The following is a 21,427-nucleotide window of genomic DNA, read 5'->3' on the forward strand; positions in this document are numbered from 1 at the left end:
AGCGCATGTCCAGCGGATCGGTCGAGGAGTTCACGGCCGAGGCCAACGTCATGGCGATGCTCTCGACCCACCCTGCGATCGTCACGATCTACCAGGCCGGCGTCGCCCGTGACGGGCGGCCGTACCTCGTGATGGAGTACTGCCCCAAGCCGAACCTGCAGGTGCGGTACCGCCGGGAGCCGTTCTCGGTCGCCGAGTCGCTCCGCGTCGGCGTGCAGGTCGCTGCGGCGGTCGAGACCGCGCACCGCGCGGGGGTGCTGCACCGCGACATCAAGCCGGCGAACATCCTCGTCACGGAGTACAACCGGCCGGCGCTCACCGACTTCGGCATCGCCTCCACGACGAGCGCGGCTGCGGAGTCGGCGGGGCTGTCGATCCCCTGGTCGCCGCCGGAGTCGTTCGCCGACGTTCCCCGCAGCGATCCGCGCTCGGACGTCTACGCGCTCGGCGCGACCGTTTACACGCTCCTCGCGGGCCGGTCGCCGTTCGAGTTCCCCGGGCAGCGCAACACCGCCGCGGAGCTGATCCAGCGCATCGAGATGACGCCTCTTCCGCCGTTGGGGCGGGCGGATGCTCCGACCTCCCTGGAGCGTGCGCTCGAGCGCGCGATGTCCAAGTCGTCGAGCGATCGCTACGAGTCGGCGATCGCCTTCGCGCGGGCGCTGCAGAAAGTGCAGATCGAGCTGTCGCATTCGGTGACCGCCATCGACATCCTCGACGACGGCGTGGCCGAGGACGTCGTGGAGGACGAGGATGAGGGCCTCACCCGGGTGCGCGGCGTCGTGAGCATCGATCCGCAGACCACGCCCGCGGCCGGTCCGACGCGGCCTTCGGCCGTCACCGCGCCGCCGTCCCCGCGCGCACCCGCCGTGCCGCCGGTGTACGAGCCCGCCGACGGCGAGACCGTGCTGCGCGGCACTGTGCCGCCCGCGGCGCCCGCGGCCGAGACCCGCCTCCGCGGTCCCGTCGAGGTGTCGCTCGGCGGGGATGTCACCATGGCGCGGGCTCCGGCATCCATCCCCCCTCAGCCCGCCGCGCCGACGACCGCGCCCGCACCCGGGCAGGCGGAGCGCAAGCCCGCTCGCACCGGCCTGTGGATCGGCGTCGGCGCCGCGGCGCTCGTCGTGGTCGCCGTGATCGTCGGGGTGTCGCTGCCGGGGATCCTCGGAGGGGCGGACGCCGTGCCGACTCCCTCGACGTCGTCGGTGCCGCAGGATCCGGTGTCGGCCGTGGTGCCTGAACCGGAAGATCTCGCAGGCACCGCCGTCGCGGACGGCGTGCGGTTCACCTGGACCAATCCAGACCCGCAGGAGGGTGATCGCTACCTCGTCGGCGTGGTGACGCGTCCCGACGAGGAGCCGCAGTTCGAGCCGATGACCGCGACGGAGGCCACGGTGCCTGCGGATCCGTCGGGGACCACGTGCGTCGAGGTGCTGATCGTCCGGGAGAACGGACAGTCGTCCGACCCGGTGAGGGGGTGCGCGCCGTGAGCGCCAGCATGACTGACGAGCTGACCGTGGAGTTCGCGGGGGAGGCCTTCACCGTGGAACCGGGTGCGGTGTTCACGGTCGGCCGCGAGGGCGACCTCGCCATCGACGACAACCTCTTCCTGCATCGCCACTTCCTGACCATCGAGAACGTCGGCGGCCTGTGGCTGCTGTCCAATGTCGGCAGCCGGCTGTCTGCGACGGTCACCGACACCGGGGGGCGCGTGCAGGCGTGGCTTGCTCCGGGCGCCCGCCTGCCGCTCGTCTTCGCCGCGACCGCGGTGATCTTCAGCGCCGGGCCGACGACGTACGAGCTGACCATCCACGTCGCCGAGCCGGCCTTCCGGGAGACCCAGTCGTTCGGCGACGACGACGGCCTGAGCACCATCGGCGACGTGCCGCTCACCCACTCCCAGCGGGTCATGATCCTCGCCCTGGCCGAGCCGGTGCTGCGCCGCGAGGGAACCGGCATGAGCGAGCTCCCCACGTCGGCGCAGGCAGCGGAGCGGCTCGGCTGGACCCTCACGCGCTTCAATCGCAAGCTCGACAACGTGTGCGACAAGCTCGACCGCATCGGCGTGCCAGGGATGCGCGGCGGCGTGCGCTCGTATGCGACCAACCGGCGGGTGCGGCTCATCGAGCACGCGATCGCGGCGCGGCTCGTCACGCGCGAGGACCTGCCGCTGCTCGACCAGGAGCGCGAGGCCGGCGCCGACGACGACGCCTGAGCCGGGGCTCCGTGTGCTGGGCGCTCTCGACGGCGGCGAGATGCGGAACCTTCCTGCAACCGCATGTGAGTTCGTGCTCACAGATGTCCATGTGAGTTGGCGCTCACACAGTCCTGTGTCCGCGCCCCCAGGACGCATGTGAGTTCGTGCTCACAGGTGTCCATGTGAGTTGGCGCTCACACAGTCCTGTGTCCGCGCCCCCAGGACGCATGTGAGTTCGTGCTCACAGGTGTCCATGTGAGTTGGCGCTCACACAGTCCTGTGTCCGCGCCCCCAGGACGCATGTGAGTTCATGCTCACATAGGGGTTCTGAGCCCCGGCTTCCGCTCGCCGAGGGCGCGCAAACGACGGATTTCCGAGGCGTCGAGCCTTCGTTCTAGGCTCTCGGCCGGGCGAGTCGGGGCTCGGGGGATGTCGGGCGGGGTTGGGGTGTGTGAGCACGAACTCACATACAGTTTTCGCACCATGCTGCCCAAACGGCAGGACACCGCCCTGACGGCAGGCAAGACACCGCCCAAACGGCAGCCCCCCGAATCAGCGACCGGCGTCGTAGAGGTGGCGCCCGCCGTGGCTGAGCACCTTCACGACGACGCCGCGCCGATGCAGCTCGGCGACGGTGCGCGTCTCCTCGTCGATGTCGCGCCCGAGCGCGTGCACATTCGCCACGACGAGCACGTCACCGCGCCCGAGCCTGCCGAACAGGCGCACAAGGCGCTCCTCCCACGACTCGAGCGTTTCAGGAGCCGGATGCCGGAACCCCTCGATCGGCACGCCGAACCGGGCGAGGTCGTTGCGCTGATCGACGACCGAGGGCATGTCGTCACGGGAGACGACGAGACCCACGAGCCGGGCGCCGGCGGGCCGCGCGAGCCACCAGTCGCGGTCCCGCTGCAGCTCGGTGAAGCACTTCGGGCACTCCGCAGCGGCATGGGGCAGATGCAGCGGCCCGGTCTCGGCGGCCGCCTCGCCCGGCGCGCGCACCGACGGTGAACGCACCGGCTCCGCGCCCGCACCGCTCATGTCATGCCCCTTCGACGTGCCCATTCTCTCCCGAAACGCCGCGTCGCGCGTCACGCCTCGTCGAGCCGCAGCTCGAGGCTGAGCTGGTCGGCGTCCAGCTCGGCCAGCGCGTGGCGCAGCGCGGCGGTGCTGAACTCCCCGCCCGAGGAGAGCTCGTTCAGCCGAGACCGCATCGCCTCGATGAGCGCGAGCCGAAGCTCCAGCGCATCGCGGGCCGCGGCGGTCCTCTCGTCGTCCGGCGGGTCGAGGAGCCGACTGCCGACCACCTGCAGCAGTTCCGCGGGGAACGGGCTGCCGTCCCTCCTCCGGAGCCCCGGGGCCGAGAGAGCGGATGCCGCGGCTTCCCGCAGACGGTCGTCGAGCTCTCCCTGCTCGGCGCGATCGAGGGCCCCGTCGCCCGCCGGCTGCAGTCGCAGCATCCGCACCACCCACGGCAGCGTGAAGCCCTGGAGCATCAGGCTCCCCACCGCGACGGCGAACGCGACGAAGACGAGGAGCGCCCGTTCGGGCGTCTCGTCGGGGAGCGTCTGGGCGGCGGCGAGCGTCACGACGCCGCGCATCCCGGCCCACACGATGACAGCTCCGTGCTTCCAGCCGAGCGGCGATGCCTGGTAGTAGTTCAGGTCGCTCAGCGATCGTGCGACGCGTGAGCGCATCGAGGCGAGCCGCCGCTGGGCGCGCGGATCGTCCGTCGCCCGCGCCCGACCTCGCCCGCGGCCACGCGCGGGCAGCGTCGGCGCCGCCGCGATCTCGTCGATGCGCTCGCCGATCTGCTCCAGTCGCCGGCGCTGCCGGCCGCGCGCGCGCCGGCTCTGCGCCCACACCAGCACGGCGACGTACGCCGCCCGCACGATCAGCAGGAGGCCGAGCGCACCGGCGGCGATGCCGATGCCCGTGCCGAGTCCGTCGTGCCGCTCGACGTTGCCGGTGACGATCTCCTTGAGCTCCAGACCCATCAGCAGGAACACCGCGCCCTCGAGCATGACCTCGATCGTGCGCCAGTTGTGCTCGTCCGACATCCGCTGCTCGGGCGTGAACCAGCGCGCAGACCCCTGACCCGTGACGATGCCTGCGACGACCGCCGCGACCAGCCCCGAGCCGCCGAGCTCCTCGGTGGGGAGGTACGCCACGAAGGGGATGACGAACCCGATCGCCGTGTTCGCGGCGGAGTGCCCGATGAGCGACCGCAGCCGCAGGTTGAGATATCCCACGATCGCGCCGACGACCACCGCGACGAGGACTCCCCATGCGAAGGCCGGCAGGAAGCCGACGCTCGTCCCGGCGTCCTCGCCCACCGAGCCGGCCGTGGCGACGGCGGCGGTAGCGATCATCGTGCGCAGGAGCACGAGCGCTGTCGCGTCGTTGAGCAGGCTCTCGCCCTCGAGCATCGTCACGACCCGCCCCGACACTCCGAGTCGCTTCACGATCGACGTGGCCACGGCGTCGGTCGGGCTCAGGATCGCCCCGAGAGCGACCGCGATCGCCGGGTTCAGGCCCGGGATCACGAGCAGCAGGAACACCGCGATCACGATCGAGCTGACGATCACCAGCAGGAAGGACAGCCCCGCGATCGGCCCGAAATCGCGGCGGAACTCGATCGCGGGCAGCGCGACGGCGGCCGAGTAGAGCAACGGCGGCAGGACGCCGACGAGGATGAACTCGGGATTCACCTGCGGAACGCTCACGAACGGGAGGAGCCCGACGCCGATCCCGATCAGCACCAGGATCAGGGGCCCCGCGATGTTGATCTTCGGCGCGACCGCCGTCGCGAGAGCGATCACGACGATGCCCAGGATGGCGAGGACGAGCAGCTCCATGGCGGCTACAGCACCCCGAGCGCCTCGACCGCTTCGCGTTCCGCCTCGAGTTCGGCGACGGATGCCTCGAACCGCGCGCGCCCCCGCTCGTCGAGGTCGAGCCCCTCGACCACGCGGTAGCCCTCGCCGTCGGAGACAACGGGGAACGAGCACACGAGGCCCTCGGGCACGCCGTACTCGCCGCGCGAGACCACGGCGGCCGACGTGGTGCGGCCGCCCGTGCCCCGCTGCTCGTCGCGCACATGCTCGATCGCGGCGTTCGCCGCCGACGCCACCGACGACGAGCCGCGCACCTCGATGATCTCTGCTCCGCGCCGCGCCACCCGCGGGATGAACACGTCGTCCAGCCATGCCCGCGCCGCCTCGACGCCGCCCAGGCGTGTGGCCAGCGCGTCGATCACCGGCTCGCCGCGGACGGTCGCGTGCGCGGCATCCGGGAACTGCGTCGCGGAGTGGTTGCCCCAGATCGCCACTCCCGCGATGTCGCCCGGACGGGCGTCCAGCGCCTCGGCCAGCTGACCGACCGCGCGGTTGTGGTCGAGGCGCGTGAGTGCGGTGAACCGGTGGGCGGGAACGCCGGGAGAAGCGGATGCCGCGGCGATGAGCGCGTTCGTGTTCGCGGGGTTGCCCACCACGACCACGCGCACGTCGTCGGCGGCGACCTCGCCGATCGCGGCGCCCTGCGGTCCGAAGATGCCCGCGTTCGCCGCGAGCAGGTCCGCGCGCTCCATGCCGGGCCCGCGCGGCCGGGCCCCCACGAGAAGGCAGATGTCCGCGCCCTCGAAGGCGACTCGGGGGTCGTCGGACAGCTCGACGCCGTGCAGCAAAGGGAATGCGCAGTCCTGCAGCTCCAGCGCGGCGCCTTCGGCCGACCGGAGCCCCTGAGGGATCTCGAGGAGGCGCAGCCGCACCGGGCGGCCCTCGCCGAGCATGTCGCCGGCCGCGATGCGGAACAGCAGCGCGTAGCCGATCTGCCCTCCGGCCCCGGTGATCGTGACGGTGGTGGGTTCGCTCGCCATGCCCAGAGCCTATTGCCGTGTCAAGCGTCCTCGCCCGGAATGGGGGCCCGGGGTACCGTGAGGCCATGACGTTCAACGACAACGCCAGCGTCGGCGGCAACACCGCACGGCGGCGTGGCGGCGGCGCGGCCATCGCCGGCGGCGGCGTCGCCGGAATCGCGGCGATCGCGGTGCTGCTGTTCCAGCTGTTCACGGGCACCGACATCTCCGGGCTCGTCGGCGGTGTGGGCGGTGCGCCTGCGGGCGGCGACGACGAAGGGACGCAGATCGCGAACTGCCAGACCGGCGCCGACGCGAACGCGCGCGACGACTGCCGGCTGGCCGCGGCATCCCTCGCCCTCGACGACTACTGGGAGAGTCAGGTGCAGGGGTACCAGGCGCCGCAGCTGATCATCGTCGACGGGTCCACCGGCACGCAGTGCGGGACGGCGTCGAACCAGACCGGGCCGTTCTACTGCCCGCCCGAGCAGAACGTCTACGTGGACCCCACGTTCTTCGCTCTGCTGCGCCAGCAGTTCGACGCGACGGCCGGACCGCTCGCCCAGCTGTACGTGCTCGCCCACGAGTACGGCCATCACGTGCAGAACATCACCGGCATCATGGCGGACAACCCCGACAACGGCACCGGGCCCGACAGCAACGGCGTGCGCATGGAGCTGCAGGCGGACTGCTTCGCGGGCGCCTGGGTCGGCGACATGACCGAGCAGGTGGACGAGAACGGGGTACCCTTCCTCGAAGCGCCGACGCAGCAGCAGATCGCCGACGCGCTCAATGCCGCGCAGACCGTCGGCGACGACCACATCCAGCAGGAGTCGGGCGGCGTCGTCAACGCGGACAGCTGGACGCACGGCTCCAGCGAGCAGCGGCAGCGCTGGTTCCAGACCGGGTACCGCAGCGGTGTGGAAGCCTGCCAGACTTTCGGCATTCCGGGGGGAAGCCTATGAACGAACACCTCGATGCGATCCTCTATCCGCCGATCGAACCGTACGAGACCGGGCAGCTCATCGTCGGCGACGGCAACCGGGTGTACTGGGAGGAGAGCGGCAACCCCGAGGGGAAGCCGGTCGTGTTCCTCCACGGCGGTCCCGGCGGCGGCACCGCACCCTGGCACCGCCGGTTCTTCGACCCGGAGCGCTACCGCATCGTGCTGTTCGACCAGCGGGGCTGCGGACGCTCGACCCCGCACGCCAGCGAGCCCGGCGCCGATCTGCGCCACAACACGACCTGGCATCTCGTCGCCGACATCGAGCTGCTGCGCCGCAACCTCGGCATCGCGCGGTGGCAGGTGTTCGGCGGATCGTGGGGGAGCGCGCTCGCCCTGGCGTACGCGCAGGCCCACCCCGACGCCGTGACCGAGCTCGTCCTGCGCGGCATCTTCACGCTGCGCCGGCACGAGCTGGAGTGGTTCTACGAGGGCGGCGCATCGGCGATGTTCCCCGATCTGTGGGAGGACTTCATCGCCCCGATCCCGGTGCTCGAGCGCTCACGCCTGATCGAGGCGTATCACCGCCGGCTCTTCGACCCCGATCCCGCGGTGCACACGCCGGCCGGCGTCGCGTGGTCGCGGTGGGAGGCGTCGACCCTCACCCTCCTGCCCGACGAGGGGCTCGTGGACACGATGACCGAGCCCGCCGCGGCGACGGCGTTCGCGCGCATCGAGAACCACTACTTCGTCCACCGCGGGTGGTTCGAGGAAGGCCAGCTCATCGCCGGCGTCGACGCGATCCGCCACATCCCCGCGGTCATCGTGCAGGGCCGCTACGACGTCTGCACCCCGCCGATGACGGCGTGGGATCTGCACCGTGCCTGGCCGGAAGCGGAGCTGGTGATGGTTCCGGATGCCTCGCACTCGGCATCCGAGCCGGGCATCGCCCGCGCGCTGCGTGCGGCGACGGACCGCTTCGCTCAGGAAGCGGCCGCCCCGCCCTGGTAGGGTAGAAGGACTTGCAGCGCGTCATCGCGCTTCTTGCGTCGTAGAACGCTTCCCTCGCCGCCGTCACCCGGGCCACGCCCCGCAGGACGCCGTCGGCTGAAAACTTTCGTACGGCGACCCGTGGGCGAGATACGCCACCGGCCACCGACCAGGGCGCGTGCGCGTGCCCGGAGACACTCCATCCATGACTGACGTCACCTTCGGCACGCTCGGCGTGCCCCAGCCCCTCGTCGCCGCTCTCGCGGCCGAGGGAAAGACCACCGCGTTCCCGATCCAGGTCGACACGCTCCCCGACACCCTCGCGGGCCGCGACGTGCTCGGCCGCGGAAAGACCGGCTCGGGCAAGACGCTCGCCTTCTCGATCCCGATGGTCGCCCGCCTCGGCGGCTCGCTCGCCGGTGGATCGCGCCGCAAGGGCCGGCCGCTCGGCCTCGTGCTCGCGCCGACGCGCGAGCTGGCAACGCAGATCGACGCGGTCCTCGCACCGCTCGCCAAGGCCTACGGCCTCACCACGACCACGATCTTCGGCGGGGTGAACCAGAACCGCCAGGTTCAGGCGCTGAACGCCGGCGTCGACATCATCGTCGCGTGCCCCGGCCGCCTCGAAGACCTCATGAAGCAGGGCTACGCGCACCTCGATGCGATCGAGATCACCGTCATCGACGAGGCCGACCACATGGCCGACCTCGGGTTCCTGCCGGTCGTCACCCGCATCCTCAATGCCACCCCCTCGGGCGGCCAGCGCCTCCTCTTCAGCGCGACGCTCGACAACGGCGTGGACAAGCTGGTGAACCGCTTCCTGCAGAACGAGGTGCTGCACTCGGTCGACGAGGCGCATTCGCCCGTCGCCGCGATGACCCACCACGTGTTCACGATGGCCGATGCCGACGCCAAGAAGGATGTCGTCACCGCCCTCGCGTCGGGCACGGGCCGCCGCATCCTCTTCATGCGCACCAAGCACCACGCGAAGAAGCTCGCCAAGCAGCTGACCGCCCAGGGCATCCCCGCCGTCGACCTGCACGGCAACCTGTCCCAGCCGCAGCGCGACCGCAACCTCGCGGCGTTCTCCGCCGGCACCGCGAAGGTGCTCGTCGCGACGGACGTCGCCGCCCGCGGCGTGCACGTCGACGACGTCGAGCTCGTCATCCACGTCGACCCGCCCATGGAGCACAAGGCGTACCTGCACCGCTCGGGTCGCACCGCCCGTGCCGGCGCCGAGGGCGCCGTCGTGACCCTGGTCCTGCCGGGTCAGGAGAAGGACGTCGCGCAGCTGCTGCGCAAGGCCGCGATCTCGGTCGCCCCCGTCGCCGTGAGCGCCGACTCGACCGCGGTCGCCGCCCTCGTGGGCGAAGTCGCGCCGTACGTGAAGCCGGAGCCGGTGCACCGCCCCGCACAGGGCGGCGGTCGCAGCCAGGGCGCGAACGCGCAGCGCAAGCGCGCCGCACGCGACCAGAACGGCGGCAGCGGCGGTGGTGCCGGTCGCGGCGGTCAGCGTCGTGGAACGGATGCCTCGGCCCGCTCGCAGAGCGCCGGCCGCACTCAGGATCGCGCCCAGTCCGGTCACCAGCGCTCCGACCAGAGCGCCGGTCACACGCGCTCGTCGCAGCCGGCGCAGGGCAACCCGCGCACGCCCGGTCGCCGCGCATCCGGTGGCGGCACCGGCAAGCTCATGGTCGGCTCGGTCGTCCGCCAGAACGGCGGCAGCCGCCGCGGAGGCCGCTGACCGTTCCTCCCGAAGCCCCGTCGCGTGATCGCGGCGGGGCTTCGTCGTGCGCGGGCCGTGCCCGGAAACGAACATCGGGCACGCGCGTCATGCTCGCGCGCTCTGCGGGTCTAGTCATGCGTGGGATGCCGTCACCTTCTGGCGTTCCGCAGAAAGGGCCCCATGTCTTCCCCCGTGCGCCGCCGCCTGACGGCGGCACTGGCCGTCCTGGCCGGTTTCGCCGTGGCCGTCACCGGAGCGATCGGAGCGCAAGCCGCGCCGCCGTACGCAACGGAGGCGACCGTCACCTCCATCTCGTTCCTGGAAACCCCGGTGGTTTCCGGTGAGCTCGCCGAACTCGAGGGCACCTGGGAGCTGCCGGACAACCCGGCGACGCCGGCCGGATTCGTCGTGCCGCTCCCGGCGGGGCTGCAGGGCTTCCCCGACCAGTTCCCCCTGCTGACCCCCGACGGCGCCACCGAGATGGGCCAGTGCACGGTGACCGGGACGCAGATCTTCTGCGACCTCGACAGCGCCTATCTGGCGGAGCATCCGCTCAACATCTCCGGGACGTTCAACTTCTGGGCACAGGTGACCACGGAGGTCACCGAGGAGCAGGAGGTGACCTACGACTTCGGGGATGTCTCCACGACGGTCATCGTCACTCCTGGCGCGTGCCCGGACTGCGTGTTCGAGGGCACCGAGAACAGCAAGCGCGGCACCTACGACCGCGACACCGACACCATCACGTGGGTGGTCGGGGTCGAGGCTCCGGCGACCGGCATGGCCGGCGGTGAGACGGTGACGGTGGTCGACACCCCGGGTCCGGGGCAGGAGATCCTTCCCGGCACGTTCGTCCGGCACACGAACGAGACGGGCGTGCAGCCCGACGGGGAGACGGGCCCCATCGGGTGGCAGCCCAAGCCCACGGCGGACTACACGGTCTCGGCCGACAACGCCACCGTAACGTTCGTGAGCGAGCCCGGGTACTTCTACCGGGTGGTGTACCAGACCCGCATCATCGACGGGGGTGCGGCGCAGAACTACACCAACGCCGCCGAGATCACGGTCACGGGCCAGGGCAGCGAAACGGTGTCGGACGAGGTCGAGCGCTTCGACGGCGGCGGCACCGGAGGCGGCGACCAGGTCGGCCGATTCTCGATCACGAAGGACGTGCTGTGGCCGGGCGACCCGATTCCCGAACTCGCCTTCGAGGGGTCGTTCACGGCGACGGCGCCGGGCGGCGCCGTGACCACCGGCGAGTTCACCGTCCAGGACGGGGTCACGTGGACCAGCGAGCCCTACCTCGCCGGATCCATCATCCACCTCGAGGAGTTCGCTCCGACCGAGCCGGCATCGTTCGACTGGGGGACCCCGGTGTTCTCGGCTAACGACTTCCCGGTGTCCGCCAGCAGTGTCGTGTCGGTGACCCTGACCAACGAGGCGACCCTCGCGACCGGTGTCTTCTCCGCGGCCAAGGCGCTCGAGGGCGACGCGGCCGGCATGGTCCCCGAGGACGCCACGTTCACGCTGAGCTACGACTATCCGGCTGGGCCGGGCTTCCCCGCGGGCAGCGGCACGCTGACTCTGCCGGCGGACGGCACCGTGGTGCAGTCCCAGCCGCTCCCGGTCGGTGCGGTCCTCACGCTCGCGGAGCTCGCTCCCGACGATGTGACGGGCGCCGTCTGGGGCACACCGGTGCTGTCGAGCCAGACCGTCACGATCGGGCGGGACACGGTCGTGGAGGTCACCGTCACGAACACGCTGACCGCCTACCCGCCGGTTGAGCCGACTCCGCCGGTCGAGCCGACGCCGCCGGTCGAGCCGACACCCCCGCCGGTCGAGCCGACGCCGCCCGCCCTTGCGACGACGGGCTCCGACTTCGCGGCCCTCCCCGTGGCGGGCATGGCCCTCCTGCTCACGATCGCGGGCGGCATCCTGCTGCGGCGGTCACGCGTGCGCAGCCAGGACTGAGCCCGGCCGGCCCGGTCCTCCCCGGGTTTGGGGCGTGACCAGTCCGTTGGGGCGCGCGAAACGCGCCCCAACGGACGAAAGGCGCCCCAAATCCGGGGTTCAGCGTCCCCGGATGAGGTCGGCCGCGACCTCGCCGATGACGATCGCCGGAGCGTTGGTGTGGCCGCGGATGACCGTGGGCATGACGGATGCGTCGGCCACGCGCAGGCCGTTGACTCCACGGACCCTCAACTCGGGGTCGACCGGGGCAGCGGCATCCGTTCCCATTCGCGCGGTCCCCACCGGGTGGTAGAGCGTGTGCGAATAGCGGCGCAGCGAGAGCTCGGCGCGCTCGGTGGCCGAGAGCCGCTCACCGCCCGCGGGCTGGATCCAGCCGCCGGTGGTGACGGCGCGCAGCGCGTCGGTCGCGATGAGCCGCTCGCATTCGGCGAGGCCCGCGAGCATCGTCGCCTCGTCGATGCCGTCGGGGTCGGTGAGGTAGCCGGGGTCGATCACGGCCTTCGCCGCCGGATCGGCCGAGGCCAGCCGGATCGTGCCGCGACTCCTCGGGCGCAGCAGGATGGCGCCGACCGTGATGCCTTCCGCGGGCGTCGGCACGAGCCCTTCGCCGACGTACGGCACGGGCGCGAAGATGATCTCGATGTCGGGGAGGGCGTCGGGAACGGCCGCGCGATCGGCGACGGCGGTGCGCACGAATCCGCAGGCCTCCCCCACGTTCGAGGTCAGCATGCCGCGCCGCGTCGTGAGATACCGTGCGAGCTCGCCGATGCGCTCGGCGCGATAGAGCGTGCCGCCCCGTGCTTCGGGCGCCAGGCCCGCCACGAGGTGGTCCTGCAGGTTCTCGCCGACCCCGGGCGCGTCCACGAGCACCGGGATCCCGTGCTCGACCAGGTGGCCCGCGGGTCCGATGCCGCTGAGCATGAGCAGCTGCGGGGTGTTGATCGCGCCGCCCGACAGGATCACCTCGCGCCGCGCCGTCGCGTGACGGGTCACCCCGTCGAGGTCGACGTACACGCCCGTCGCGCGCGGGCCGCCGTCCTCGTGCGCGAAGGTGACGCGGTGCACCAGCGCGTTCGTCACGACCCGCAGGTTGCGTCGGCGGCGCGCCGGCTTCAGATACGCGTCGGCGGTCGAGGCGCGCGCACCGCGGTGCTGCGACACCATGGTCTGGCTGAAGCCCTGAGCGGCCGCGAGATTGGCGGGAGTGACCGGATGCCCCGCCTCGCGCGCTGCGGCGAGGAATGCCGCCGTGTGGGGTCGGGGATCCCGCTGGTGCTCGACGGACTGGGCGCCCGCCGAACCCTGGGTGTCGTCGACCGGGTCCTGCGTGCGCTCGACCCGGCGGAAGTAGGGGAGCAGGGACGTCCACGACCAGGCCGGGCCTGCGGCATCCGCCCACTCGTCGTAGTCGGCGGCGAAGCCCCGGACCCACATCATGGCGTTCAGCGACGAGGATCCGCCCAGGGTCTTCCCGCGCGGCCAGAACACGGTGCGGCCCTCGAGGCGCACCTGGGGCACGGTGTCGTAGCCCCAGTCGAATCGGCCGCGGAAGAGCTTCGAGAAGGCGGCGGGAACGTGCAGTTCGAGCGCCGTGTCGGGCCCGCCGGCCTCGAGCAGCAGCACCGACGTCGATGGATCCTCGCTCAGGCGCGCGGCCAGCGCCGCACCCGCCGAGCCGGCTCCCACGACGATGTAGTCGGCGACGAGATCGGCGGACCCGCGCGGGCTCATGCCCGGAACGCCTGCACCAGGGTGGCCGCGAGCCGGGCGAAGTTCCCGTCCATGCGGAACCGTGTGAACCCTTCGCTGACCGCCGCTCCCGTTCGCGAGCCGACGAACCACGGCGGCTTCGGAAGCACCGAGAACGAGCGCCCGCCGGAGCGGCTCAGCGCCGTGGGCTCGAGCGAGCGCGGGAACGGACGGAAGGGACCGCGGGTGACCGCCCGCTCGATGCCGTCGAGCAGGAGGGCGTTGTGCACCACGCCGATGCCGCTCTGCACGTCCTGCAGGGTCGCCCCCGGGAATCCGCCCCACGGGAGGGTGGGCGTCAGGAACCCGAACGCTGTCCACGAGTTGATCGACACCGTGCCGTAGCGCAGGTCGGCGACGGCCCGCTCGAAGCCGTCGCCGAGGGCCGCCTGGGTGACCGGATCGATCAGCAGGTTGGCGCCCAGGGTGCCGACGAGCTCGTCGTTGGCGTGGGCGACGGCGCGGTCGAGGAACTCCTGCCCGTTCCCGGCGAGGGAGACCACGCCCAGCACCGGTGCGAAGTACTCGGTGGTCTCGAGCGCCGTCGCCGGTGCGCCCGGCCCGGCCTCGATCAGCGCGCGCGTGCCGTCGCCGTACCACGTCGCCTCGGGATAGTCGGATGCCGCGGCCGCGAGCTTCTCGTCGGCGCGGGGATACCAGACCGGCCGTGCGGGGGCGGCGTCGAGAGCCGTGCGCAGCGCCGCGAGGAACGCCTCGCGCTGCGGCCAGTCGGCGCTCAGCAGCACGACCTGCCCCGCGATGCAGTTGTGACCGGCGTTCTGGAGCCGCATCGTCGCCACGTGCTCGGCCTGGAAGGCGAGGTCGGCCCCGCTCCACTCGCCCGGCACGATGATGATCGGCGACACCCCGCCGAGCTCGGCCGTGATGGGCTTCTTGAGCTTGGGCCGGTCCTCCCGCCGCCGCCGCGTCGTCGCCGCCGCGCCCGGGCCGGAGGAGGCGCCCCACACGATCGCGTCGAACGTCGACGTCGCGCCGGTGATGTGCACGTGGGCGATGCCCCGGTGCTCCGCGAGGTAGGCGCCGACGTCGCCGCCGCCGCGCACGATCCGCAGGAACCCGGGCTCGATCAGCGGAGCCAGGGCGCGCTCGAACACGGGCACGACGGCATCCTGGGTCGGGTTGACCTTGAGGATCACCACGCGGTTGTGGGCGATCAGCTCGTACACGACGTCGAGCACGGGGATCGAGGTGACGTTGCCGGCTCCGAGCACGAGGCCGACGCCGCCCGGCTCGGTCGGCGTGAGCTGGGCGAGTCCTGCCGTGCGCCGCGCCTCGGACGCGGTCACGCCGGGCTCGAACCACACCTCGCCGGTGTATCCCGAGAGCAGCACGCTGTCCACCGCGTGCAGCGGGAACACGTGTGCGCGCAGGCGGCCGCCGGGTGCGGCATCCGTCTTCACGCCCTGGAGCGGACTGCCGCCCTTCGCGAGCGTCGCGACCGAGTCCCGGTACGCATCGAGCGCGACGAGGGTCGCATAGGGCCCGGAGAGCCACTCCTCGCCGCGGAGCGGATGCCCCGGCTCGAGGCCCTTCGAGGTCGCGGCGACGTCGGCCCACTCCTCGGCGACGAGGGCGACCGACGTCCGCACGCGCCCGAGCAGGCGGGCCCGCTGGTCGAGCGTGAGGTGCGACCAGGCGCGGGCGCCCGTCGCGAGCTCGGCGATCGCCGCGTCGAGCGCGGCGGTCTCCTCGACGGGCAGCGCGGACGAGCGGGTGGGAGTCTTCACCGGGGCGGCCTGGGGCACGAGCGCTCTCCTTCGGGCGGGTTTGACAGTCTACGTCGACGCGCTGGCACGCGATCTCAGGCAGGCTGCGACTCGATGTCGCCCCGGCGGAGCGGGTACCGGCGTAAGGTCAGCAGGCTCAGAGCGATCAGCACCGCCGGGGCGAGGCTGAAGCTCACGACGATGCCCGTGATGGCGGCATCCGGCTGCACCACCGTCTCGCCGGCGGTCGATGAGACGTACCCGGTGACGGCGAGGATGACCGACAGCGCGGTCGCGCCGAGCGCGAACCCGACCGTCTCTCCGGCGGTCCACACCCCGCTGAACGCGCCCGCTCGGCCGGGACCGTGGGTGCGCTCATCGTGCGAGATGACGTCGGGGAGCATCGCCATCGGCAGCGACTGCATGCCCGCGTACGCGATGCCCGCGACGGCGACGGGGGCGTAGATCCACTCGCCCGGCACCCACAGCATGCCCAGGATCGTGAGGGCGGCTGCGCCGAACACCACGCTGGCGATCGCGAAGGCCCGCTCCTTTCCGATGCGCCGGGCGACGGCGCCCCAGGCGGGTGCCGCGAAGAGCGCCGGAGCGATGAGGGCGACGAAGAGCAGCTCGACAGCGGCCTCGGACTGCAGCACCCAGGTGGCGACGTACTGCGCTCCGGCCAGCATGAGCCCGGTGGCGAGCGCCTGCAGCACGAAGGTCGACAAGAGCGCCCGGAAGGGCGCGCTGCGCCGCAGCGACCGGATGCCTTCGCTGAAGTGCTCCCGGATCGCCGGGGCCGCGGCATCCGGTGCTTCTCCTGGGGTGTCGACGCGATTCGCGGCCGCGGCGCGTCGGGCGACGCTGGTCGCGACGAGCATCCCGAGGCCGATCACGATGCCCGCGACCACGCCCATCACGAGGTAGCCGGTCACGGGATCGTCGGTGGTGCGCCGCAGCGCCGGGCCGCCGGCGCCGAAGAGCAGGATCGCCAGCGTCAGGACGACGACCCGCCAGGTCAGCAGGCGGGTTCGCTCGTCGTAGTCGGGCGTGAGCTCGGCGGGCAGCGCGATGTAGGGCACCTGGAACAGGCTGAACGCCGTCGCCGTCAGCGTGAAGGCGACGAGCACCCAGATCGCCGCGACGACCGGACCGACCGCCGGCGGCACCGCGAACGTCAGAGCGAACAGCAGCGGCAGGCTGAGGGCCCCGACGAGCATGAGACGCCGCCGCGAGCCGTTGCGCGCGAGATCGCGGTCGGTCAGTGCGCCGATGACGGGGTCGACCACGACGTCCCACACTTTGGCGAGCGTGATGACCAGACCCGCGGCGAGCGCAGCGACCCCGAGCGAGTCGGTGAGGTAGTACGTCAGCACGAGGCCCGGAAGCGTGGCGAATCCGCCCGTGCCGAGGGATCCGGTGGCGTAGCGGGCGATGGTGCCGCGGGACAGGCGCGTGCGCACGGCGGAGGATTCGGATGCCGCCGCCGCGCCGGCGCCGGGAGCGTCGGTGCTCATCGCGCCAGTGTAGGGCCGGGCGCGGCATCCCACCCCGCCCGGCGCGGGCTCGCGCACGTCGAGATCGGGGATTCCCGTCGAGACCCCGGGCACCGCCCCCGGTCTCGACCGGAATCCCGGGACTCGGCGATCGACGTCGGCCGTCGGCGGCGGAGCAGCCCGCCCCGGCGGCTCAGGACTCGGCGCGGACCGCGGCCTCGACGGAACGCAGGCCCGTGAGCGTCTCGGCGAAGCTCGTCGAGAGGGGCGAGAGCCCGATCCGCAGCCCGCCGGGGTCGCGGTAGTCGGGGATGACGTCCTCCTGCCACAGGCGAGCGGTGACGGCCCGCATCACCGGATGGGACAGCGTCACGTGCCCGCCGCGGGAGGCGGCATCCCGCGGCGAGGCTACCTCGACCCCGAGCGGCGCGAGCAGCGCATCGGACACCCGGACGGCGAAGTCGGTCAGCGCGAGGGACTTCTGCCGGATGGCGTCCATCCCGGCCTCCTCGATGAGGGCGAGGGTGTCCTGCATCGCGAGCATCCCGACGATCGGCGGCGTGCCCGACAGGAACCGCCGCATCCCCGCGGCCGGACGGTAGTCCGGTCCCATCGCGAACACGTCCGCCGTTCCCATCCATCCCTGGATCGGCTGAGCGAGCGCGTCCTGGTGCCGGGCGGCGACGTAGGCGAACGCCGGTGATCCGGGACCGCCGTTGAGGTACTTGTAGGTGCATCCGACCGCGAGGTCGAAGCCCCACTCGTCGGCGCGGATGGGCACCGATCCCGCCGAGTGGCACAGGTCCCACACGACGAGCGCGCCGGCGTCGTGCGCGATGGCGGTCATGGCCGCGGCATCGGCCAGATACCCCGACCGGTAGGCGACCTGGCTCAGCAGCACGACCGCGGTGGACGGCCCGACGGCGGCGCGCAGCGCGTCGGCGGTGACGCCCGCCGAGAGGTCCACGTCGATCCACCGCACGCGCCCGCCGCGCTCGCGGGCGATGCCGTCGACCAGGTAGCGGTCGGTGGGGAAGTTGTCGCGGTCGACCACGATCTCCACCCGCGCGGGATCGGCGTCGTGCTGCGCATCGAACGCGGCCCGAACGAGCTTGTAGAGCAGCACAGTCGTCGAGTCGCCGACGACCGTCTGCCCGGGAGCGGCGCCGATCACGGCCCGGCCGATCGTGTCGCCGATCTCGAAGGGCAGCTCCATCCACGACTCGTCCCAGCCGCGGATGAGGCGTCCGCCCCATTCGTCCGTCGCGAAGCGCGCGAGGCGCTCGACGCTCGCGCGCGGCGGGCGTCCGAGGGAGTTGCCGTCGAAGTACACCAGCCGCGTCTCCGACCCGACGAACGCGTCGCGCTGGTGACGCAGCGGATCGGCCGCGTCGAGGGCGGATGCCTCGGCGTCGAGATCCGCCGCGATCGAGGCCTGCGGGTCAGTGGTCGTCATGGATGAGCTCCTCGGACGGGACGACGGTGGCGCCGCTCAGCCACCCGGCGACATCGTCGAGCGAGCGGGGAGTCGGGCCGGGGACGAAGGTGGCGACCCCCGAGACCGGCGCCGCGGGCCAGGGATCGCTCAGCGCGTCGACGAGCGCCGCGCCGCGCACCCCGGCCACGTCGAGCGCGGTCAGCTCGCCCGCCAGCACACCGACCGGGCGGTCGCCGTTGCCCAGGTCGGTCCCGTACAGCACCGACCCGCCCGCGGCCGCGAAGGCGGCGAGGTTCGCCGACCCGGTGCGCGCGGCTGCGGGGTCGGCGGCGTGGATGTCGAGCGTCGAGATCCAGCGCTGACCGGATGCCGCGGCCCGGGCGATCAGGGCGGTGTCGAGGGCTTCGCTGAAGGGCGTGTGCGCGAGCACGTCGACCCCGGCGTCGAGGGCGCGCCGGGTCATGCCCTCGCCCTCCACGTGCGCGACCACGGGAAGGCCGTGGACGCGGGCGGCGGCGACGATCGCGTCGAGCATGGCCGCGTCGAACGCGGGGCCCGCCGCCGCGTTGAGGGAGACCTTGATGACGGATGCCCCGAACGACGCCTGCTCGTCGACCGCCGTCGCCGCTCCACCGGGCACGCCCGGGTGGTCCGACGGGTCGGTCACCGGGCGCACGATGGCGTCGGGCGCCCAGCCGCGCCCCGACGGGTAGCCGCCCGCCGGCGTCAGGAACGCCCCGGCGTACGCGACGTGCGGCAGGCCGTCGCCCCGGCGGGCGAGCTCCACCGGATCGCCGCCGAGGTCGACGACTCCGGCGATCCCGCCTTCGGCGAGCCGATGCTCGTCGATGAGGTGCAGGTGCACGTGGTGGTCGACGAACGGCGGCAGCGAGACGCCGGACTCCCCGGTGAGCGCGCGGCGGCACACCCGCGCCGAAGGACCGACGAGGTCCCGCAGTGCGAAGGGGTCGGCGTGCACGTCAGCCGCCGATCTCGGTGCGCACCGCGAAGAGCTCCGGGAAGAACGTGAGCTCCAGGGCGCGCTGCAGGAACGGCACCCCGCTCGACCCGCCGGTGCCCGTCTTGAAGCCGATGATGCGCTCGACGGTCTTCAGATGGCGGAAGCGCCACAGCTGGAAGTTGTCCTCCAGGTCGACGAGCTCCTCGCACGTCTCGTACGCGGCCCAGTGGGCCTGCGGGTCGGCGTAGATCTCGGCGAACAGCGGCACGAGTTCGGGCGTGAAGGTCCACGCGGTCGTGACGTCGCGCTCGAGCACTTCCGCCGGGATCGGGTACCCCGAGCGAGCCAGCATCCTGAGGAACTCGTCGTAGAGGCTGGGCGCCTCGAGTGCCTGCTTCACGAGCGCGTGCGCGGCCGGGTCGGACTCGAACACCCGCAGCATCGCGGCGTTCTTGTTGCCCAGGGTGAACTCGACGGCGCGGTACTGCGCCGACTGGAACCCGCTGGCGTTGCCCAGCACGCCGCGGAACTGCGCGTACTCGGCGGGGGTGAGCGTCGCCAGCACCGACCACTGCTCGGTCAGCGTCTTCTGGATGTGCTTGACCCGCGCGATGCACTTGAGCGCGGGAGCGAGCTGGTCGGTGCGCAGCAGGCGGCACGCGGCGCCGAGCTCGTGCAGCACGAGCTTCAGCCACAGCTCGGTGGTCTGGTGCTGGATGATGAACAGCAGCTCGTCGTGGTGCTCGGGGTCGCTGAGCGGATGCTGCGCCGCCAAGAGCGTGGAGAGCTCGAGGTAGCCGCCGTAGCTCATGCGGTCGGCGAAGTCGGTGACGACCGAGCCCTCGATCGTGCGGGTGTTGCGTTCGACGCCTTCGCTCACGCAACGAAGCCTAACGAGAGCGGATGCCGCTTCGTCAGGGCCTGCGACCCGTTCGGCGTCGAGGCGTCAGATGAGGGACAGCTCGCGGAGCTTGGCCTCGACGTCGTCGTTGGACGGCTCGACGTGGTGCGAGGCATCCGGGTACACGACGACCGGGATGTTCGTGCGCCCCGAGATCTCGCGCGCGACGTCGGCGGCGGACGGGTCGGCGACGAGGTCCACGTAGGTGTACTGGATGCCGAGCGAGTCCAGCTGACGCTTCGTGCGGACGCAGTCGCGGCACCAGTCGGCGCCGAACATCGTGATCGTGGAGGGGGAGGTCATGCTTCCATTCTCCCGGATGGAACCTGGGGAGGGGCCGGGCGTCGCCCGTGACGAGTTCGCGCGCGAGGCGTGCCGTGCGACGATGGGAGGCAGTGCAGCTGTCGATCATCGTCCCCACCTTCAACGAGGCTCCCAACGTCGCGGAGCTGGTCCGTCGCGTCACCGCGGCGGTCGAAGGCATCGACGCCGAGATCCTCTTCGTGGACGACAGCACCGACCACACCCCCGACGTGATCCGCGAGGTCGCGGCATCCGCTTCGCTTCCCGTCACGCTCGTGCACCGGTCGTCGCGCGCGGGCGGGCTGGGCAGCGCGGTGGTCGAGGGGTTCGCGCTCGCCGAGTCCGACACGTGCCTCGTGATCGACGGGGACCTGCAGCATCCGCCCGAGGAGATCCCCGCCCTGTTCGAGCGGTTCCAGCGCGGCGACGCCGATGTGGTGATCGCCTCGCGCTACGTGGGCGGCGGCACGGCGACGGGGCTGGCCGACCGCACCCGCGTGCTGGTGTCGAAGGTCGCCACCGCGCTCACGCGGGCGATGTTCCCGATCCGGCTGCGCGATGTGAGCGATCCGATGACGGGGTTCTTCCTCGTCGACCGCCGGGCGATCGAGGCGGACACGCTGCGGCCGCGCGGCTTCAAGATCCTGCTCGAGATCCTCGCGCGCAAGAATCTGCGCATCGCCGAGGTGCCGTTCGACTTCGCCGACCGGCACGCCGGCGAGTCGAAGGCCTCGGTGCGTCAGGGCCTGCACTTCGTCGCGCAGCTCACCGCCCTCCGCTTCGGCAAGATGTCGCTGTTCGCGGTCATCGGCGGCTTCGGCGCGGTCGTGAATCTGGCGATCGTGTGGGCGCTCACCGCGATGGGCGTGGACTACATCGTCGCGGCCGTCATCGCCGCCGAGACGACGATCATCGGCAACTTCCTGCTGCTCGAGCACTTCGTGTTCCACGACATGCGCGCCGCCGCGTCCACGGGGTGGGTGCGGTTCGCGAAGTCGTTCGGCTTCAACAACGCCGAGGCGCTCATCCGCATCCCGATCATGGCGCTGCTCGTCGAGACCTGGCACATCTCCGCGGTCCTCGCGACCGGTCTCACGCTCGTCGTGGCCTTCTTCGTGCGGTTCGTGTTCCACTCGCTCGTGGTCTACGCCCCTCGTCGTGCGGGCGTCGAA

At 72.0% G+C, this 21,427-nt stretch carries 17 protein-coding genes; 7 read left to right on the forward strand and 10 right to left on the reverse strand.

Features of this window, described 5'->3' with window-relative positions:
- Positions 1 to 1,490, forward strand: a 1,490-nt coding sequence (locus ACE3O1_RS08430; protein ID WP_374314421.1) for a protein kinase, incomplete at its 5' end; no start/stop codon positions are given.
- A gap of 8 nt (positions 1,491 to 1,498) precedes the next feature.
- Positions 1,499 to 2,215 (forward strand): hypothetical protein, encoded by a 717-nt coding sequence (locus ACE3O1_RS08435; protein ID WP_374314423.1) that lies wholly within the window; start codon positions 1,499 to 1,501, stop codon positions 2,213 to 2,215.
- A gap of 534 nt (positions 2,216 to 2,749) precedes the next feature.
- Here the strand turns inward: ACE3O1_RS08435 and ACE3O1_RS08440 are convergent.
- From ACE3O1_RS08440 to ACE3O1_RS08450, 3 genes are read right to left on the reverse strand one after another with little or no spacing between them, the layout of a single operon-like run.
- Positions 2,750 to 3,235 (reverse strand): recombinase family protein, encoded by a 486-nt coding sequence (locus ACE3O1_RS08440; RefSeq protein ID WP_374314425.1) that lies wholly within the window; start codon positions 3,233 to 3,235, stop codon positions 2,750 to 2,752.
- 50 nt (positions 3,236 to 3,285) lie between these two features.
- Positions 3,286 to 5,052: a cation:proton antiporter gene (locus tag ACE3O1_RS08445; RefSeq protein WP_374314427.1), complete on the reverse strand. Its 1,767-nt coding sequence runs from the start codon at positions 5,050 to 5,052 to the stop codon at positions 3,286 to 3,288.
- Between the two features lie 5 nt (positions 5,053 to 5,057).
- A complete protein-coding gene (locus ACE3O1_RS08450) occupies positions 5,058 to 6,071 on the reverse strand; it encodes a malate dehydrogenase (protein WP_374314429.1) in 1,014 nt (337 codons plus the stop codon).
- Positions 6,072 to 6,136: 65 nt separating this feature from the next.
- Between ACE3O1_RS08450 and ACE3O1_RS08455 the strand changes: the two genes are divergently transcribed.
- The 4 genes from ACE3O1_RS08455 to ACE3O1_RS08470 all read left to right on the forward strand — a co-directional run bounded on the left by ACE3O1_RS08455 (position 6,137) and on the right by ACE3O1_RS08470 (position 11,680).
- Complete coding sequence (locus tag ACE3O1_RS08455; protein WP_374314431.1) at positions 6,137 to 7,015, forward strand: neutral zinc metallopeptidase; 879 nt, start codon at positions 6,137 to 6,139, stop codon at positions 7,013 to 7,015.
- Positions 7,012 to 8,004 carry a prolyl aminopeptidase gene (pip, locus tag ACE3O1_RS08460; RefSeq protein WP_374314433.1) on the forward strand — a complete coding sequence of 331 codons (993 nt, stop codon included), beginning with the start codon at positions 7,012 to 7,014 and terminating at the stop codon, positions 8,002 to 8,004. Before ACE3O1_RS08455 ends, pip begins: the two co-directional genes overlap by 4 nt.
- A gap of 184 nt (positions 8,005 to 8,188) precedes the next feature.
- Complete coding sequence (locus tag ACE3O1_RS08465; RefSeq protein ID WP_374314435.1) at positions 8,189 to 9,727, forward strand: DEAD/DEAH box helicase; 1,539 nt, start codon at positions 8,189 to 8,191, stop codon at positions 9,725 to 9,727.
- A gap of 162 nt (positions 9,728 to 9,889) precedes the next feature.
- Positions 9,890 to 11,680: a DUF5979 domain-containing protein gene (locus ACE3O1_RS08470; RefSeq protein WP_374314437.1), complete on the forward strand. Its 1,791-nt coding sequence runs from the start codon at positions 9,890 to 9,892 to the stop codon at positions 11,678 to 11,680.
- A 99-nt stretch (positions 11,681 to 11,779) separates the two neighbouring features.
- Here ACE3O1_RS08470 and ACE3O1_RS08475 read toward each other — a convergent pair whose 3' ends face one another.
- From ACE3O1_RS08475 to ACE3O1_RS08505, 7 genes are all read right to left on the reverse strand, one after another.
- The gene (locus ACE3O1_RS08475) at positions 11,780 to 13,411 is read right to left on the reverse strand and encodes a GMC family oxidoreductase (protein WP_374314439.1); all 1,632 of its coding nucleotides are present in this window, start codon (positions 13,409 to 13,411) and stop codon (positions 11,780 to 11,782) included.
- On the reverse strand, positions 13,408 to 15,195 hold the full coding sequence (locus tag ACE3O1_RS08480) for an aldehyde dehydrogenase family protein (RefSeq protein ID WP_374314441.1): 1,788 nt from the start codon (positions 15,193 to 15,195) through the stop codon (positions 13,408 to 13,410). The genes ACE3O1_RS08475 and ACE3O1_RS08480 overlap by 4 nt, the downstream gene beginning before the upstream one ends.
- A 56-nt stretch (positions 15,196 to 15,251) precedes the next feature.
- Positions 15,252 to 16,673, reverse strand: a complete 1,422-nt coding sequence (locus ACE3O1_RS08485) for an MFS transporter (RefSeq protein ID WP_374314443.1) — start codon at positions 16,671 to 16,673, stop codon at positions 15,252 to 15,254.
- A gap of 172 nt (positions 16,674 to 16,845) precedes the next feature.
- Complete coding sequence (locus ACE3O1_RS08490) at positions 16,846 to 18,108, reverse strand: kynureninase (protein ID WP_374314445.1); 1,263 nt, start codon at positions 18,106 to 18,108, stop codon at positions 16,846 to 16,848.
- Positions 18,095 to 19,069: a hypothetical protein gene (locus ACE3O1_RS08495; protein WP_374314447.1), complete on the reverse strand. Its 975-nt coding sequence runs from the start codon at positions 19,067 to 19,069 to the stop codon at positions 18,095 to 18,097. Before ACE3O1_RS08495 ends, ACE3O1_RS08490 begins: the two co-directional genes overlap by 14 nt.
- A gap of 1 nt (position 19,070) precedes the next feature.
- A complete protein-coding gene (gene kynA / locus ACE3O1_RS08500; RefSeq protein WP_374314449.1) occupies positions 19,071 to 19,931 on the reverse strand; it encodes a tryptophan 2,3-dioxygenase in 861 nt (286 codons plus the stop codon).
- A 66-nt stretch (positions 19,932 to 19,997) separates the two neighbouring features.
- Positions 19,998 to 20,255 (reverse strand): glutaredoxin family protein, encoded by a 258-nt coding sequence (locus ACE3O1_RS08505; protein WP_374314451.1) that lies wholly within the window; start codon positions 20,253 to 20,255, stop codon positions 19,998 to 20,000.
- A 92-nt stretch (positions 20,256 to 20,347) separates the two neighbouring features.
- Between ACE3O1_RS08505 and ACE3O1_RS08510 the strand changes: the two genes are divergently transcribed.
- Positions 20,348 to 21,427 (forward strand): glycosyltransferase (locus tag ACE3O1_RS08510; RefSeq protein ID WP_374314453.1); only part of this gene is annotated, 1,080 nt, incomplete at its 3' end.

Origin of the sequence: Microbacterium sp. (assembly GCF_041909575.1) — a bacterium.
Lineage (GTDB): Bacteria > Actinomycetota > Actinomycetes > Actinomycetales > Microbacteriaceae > Microbacterium.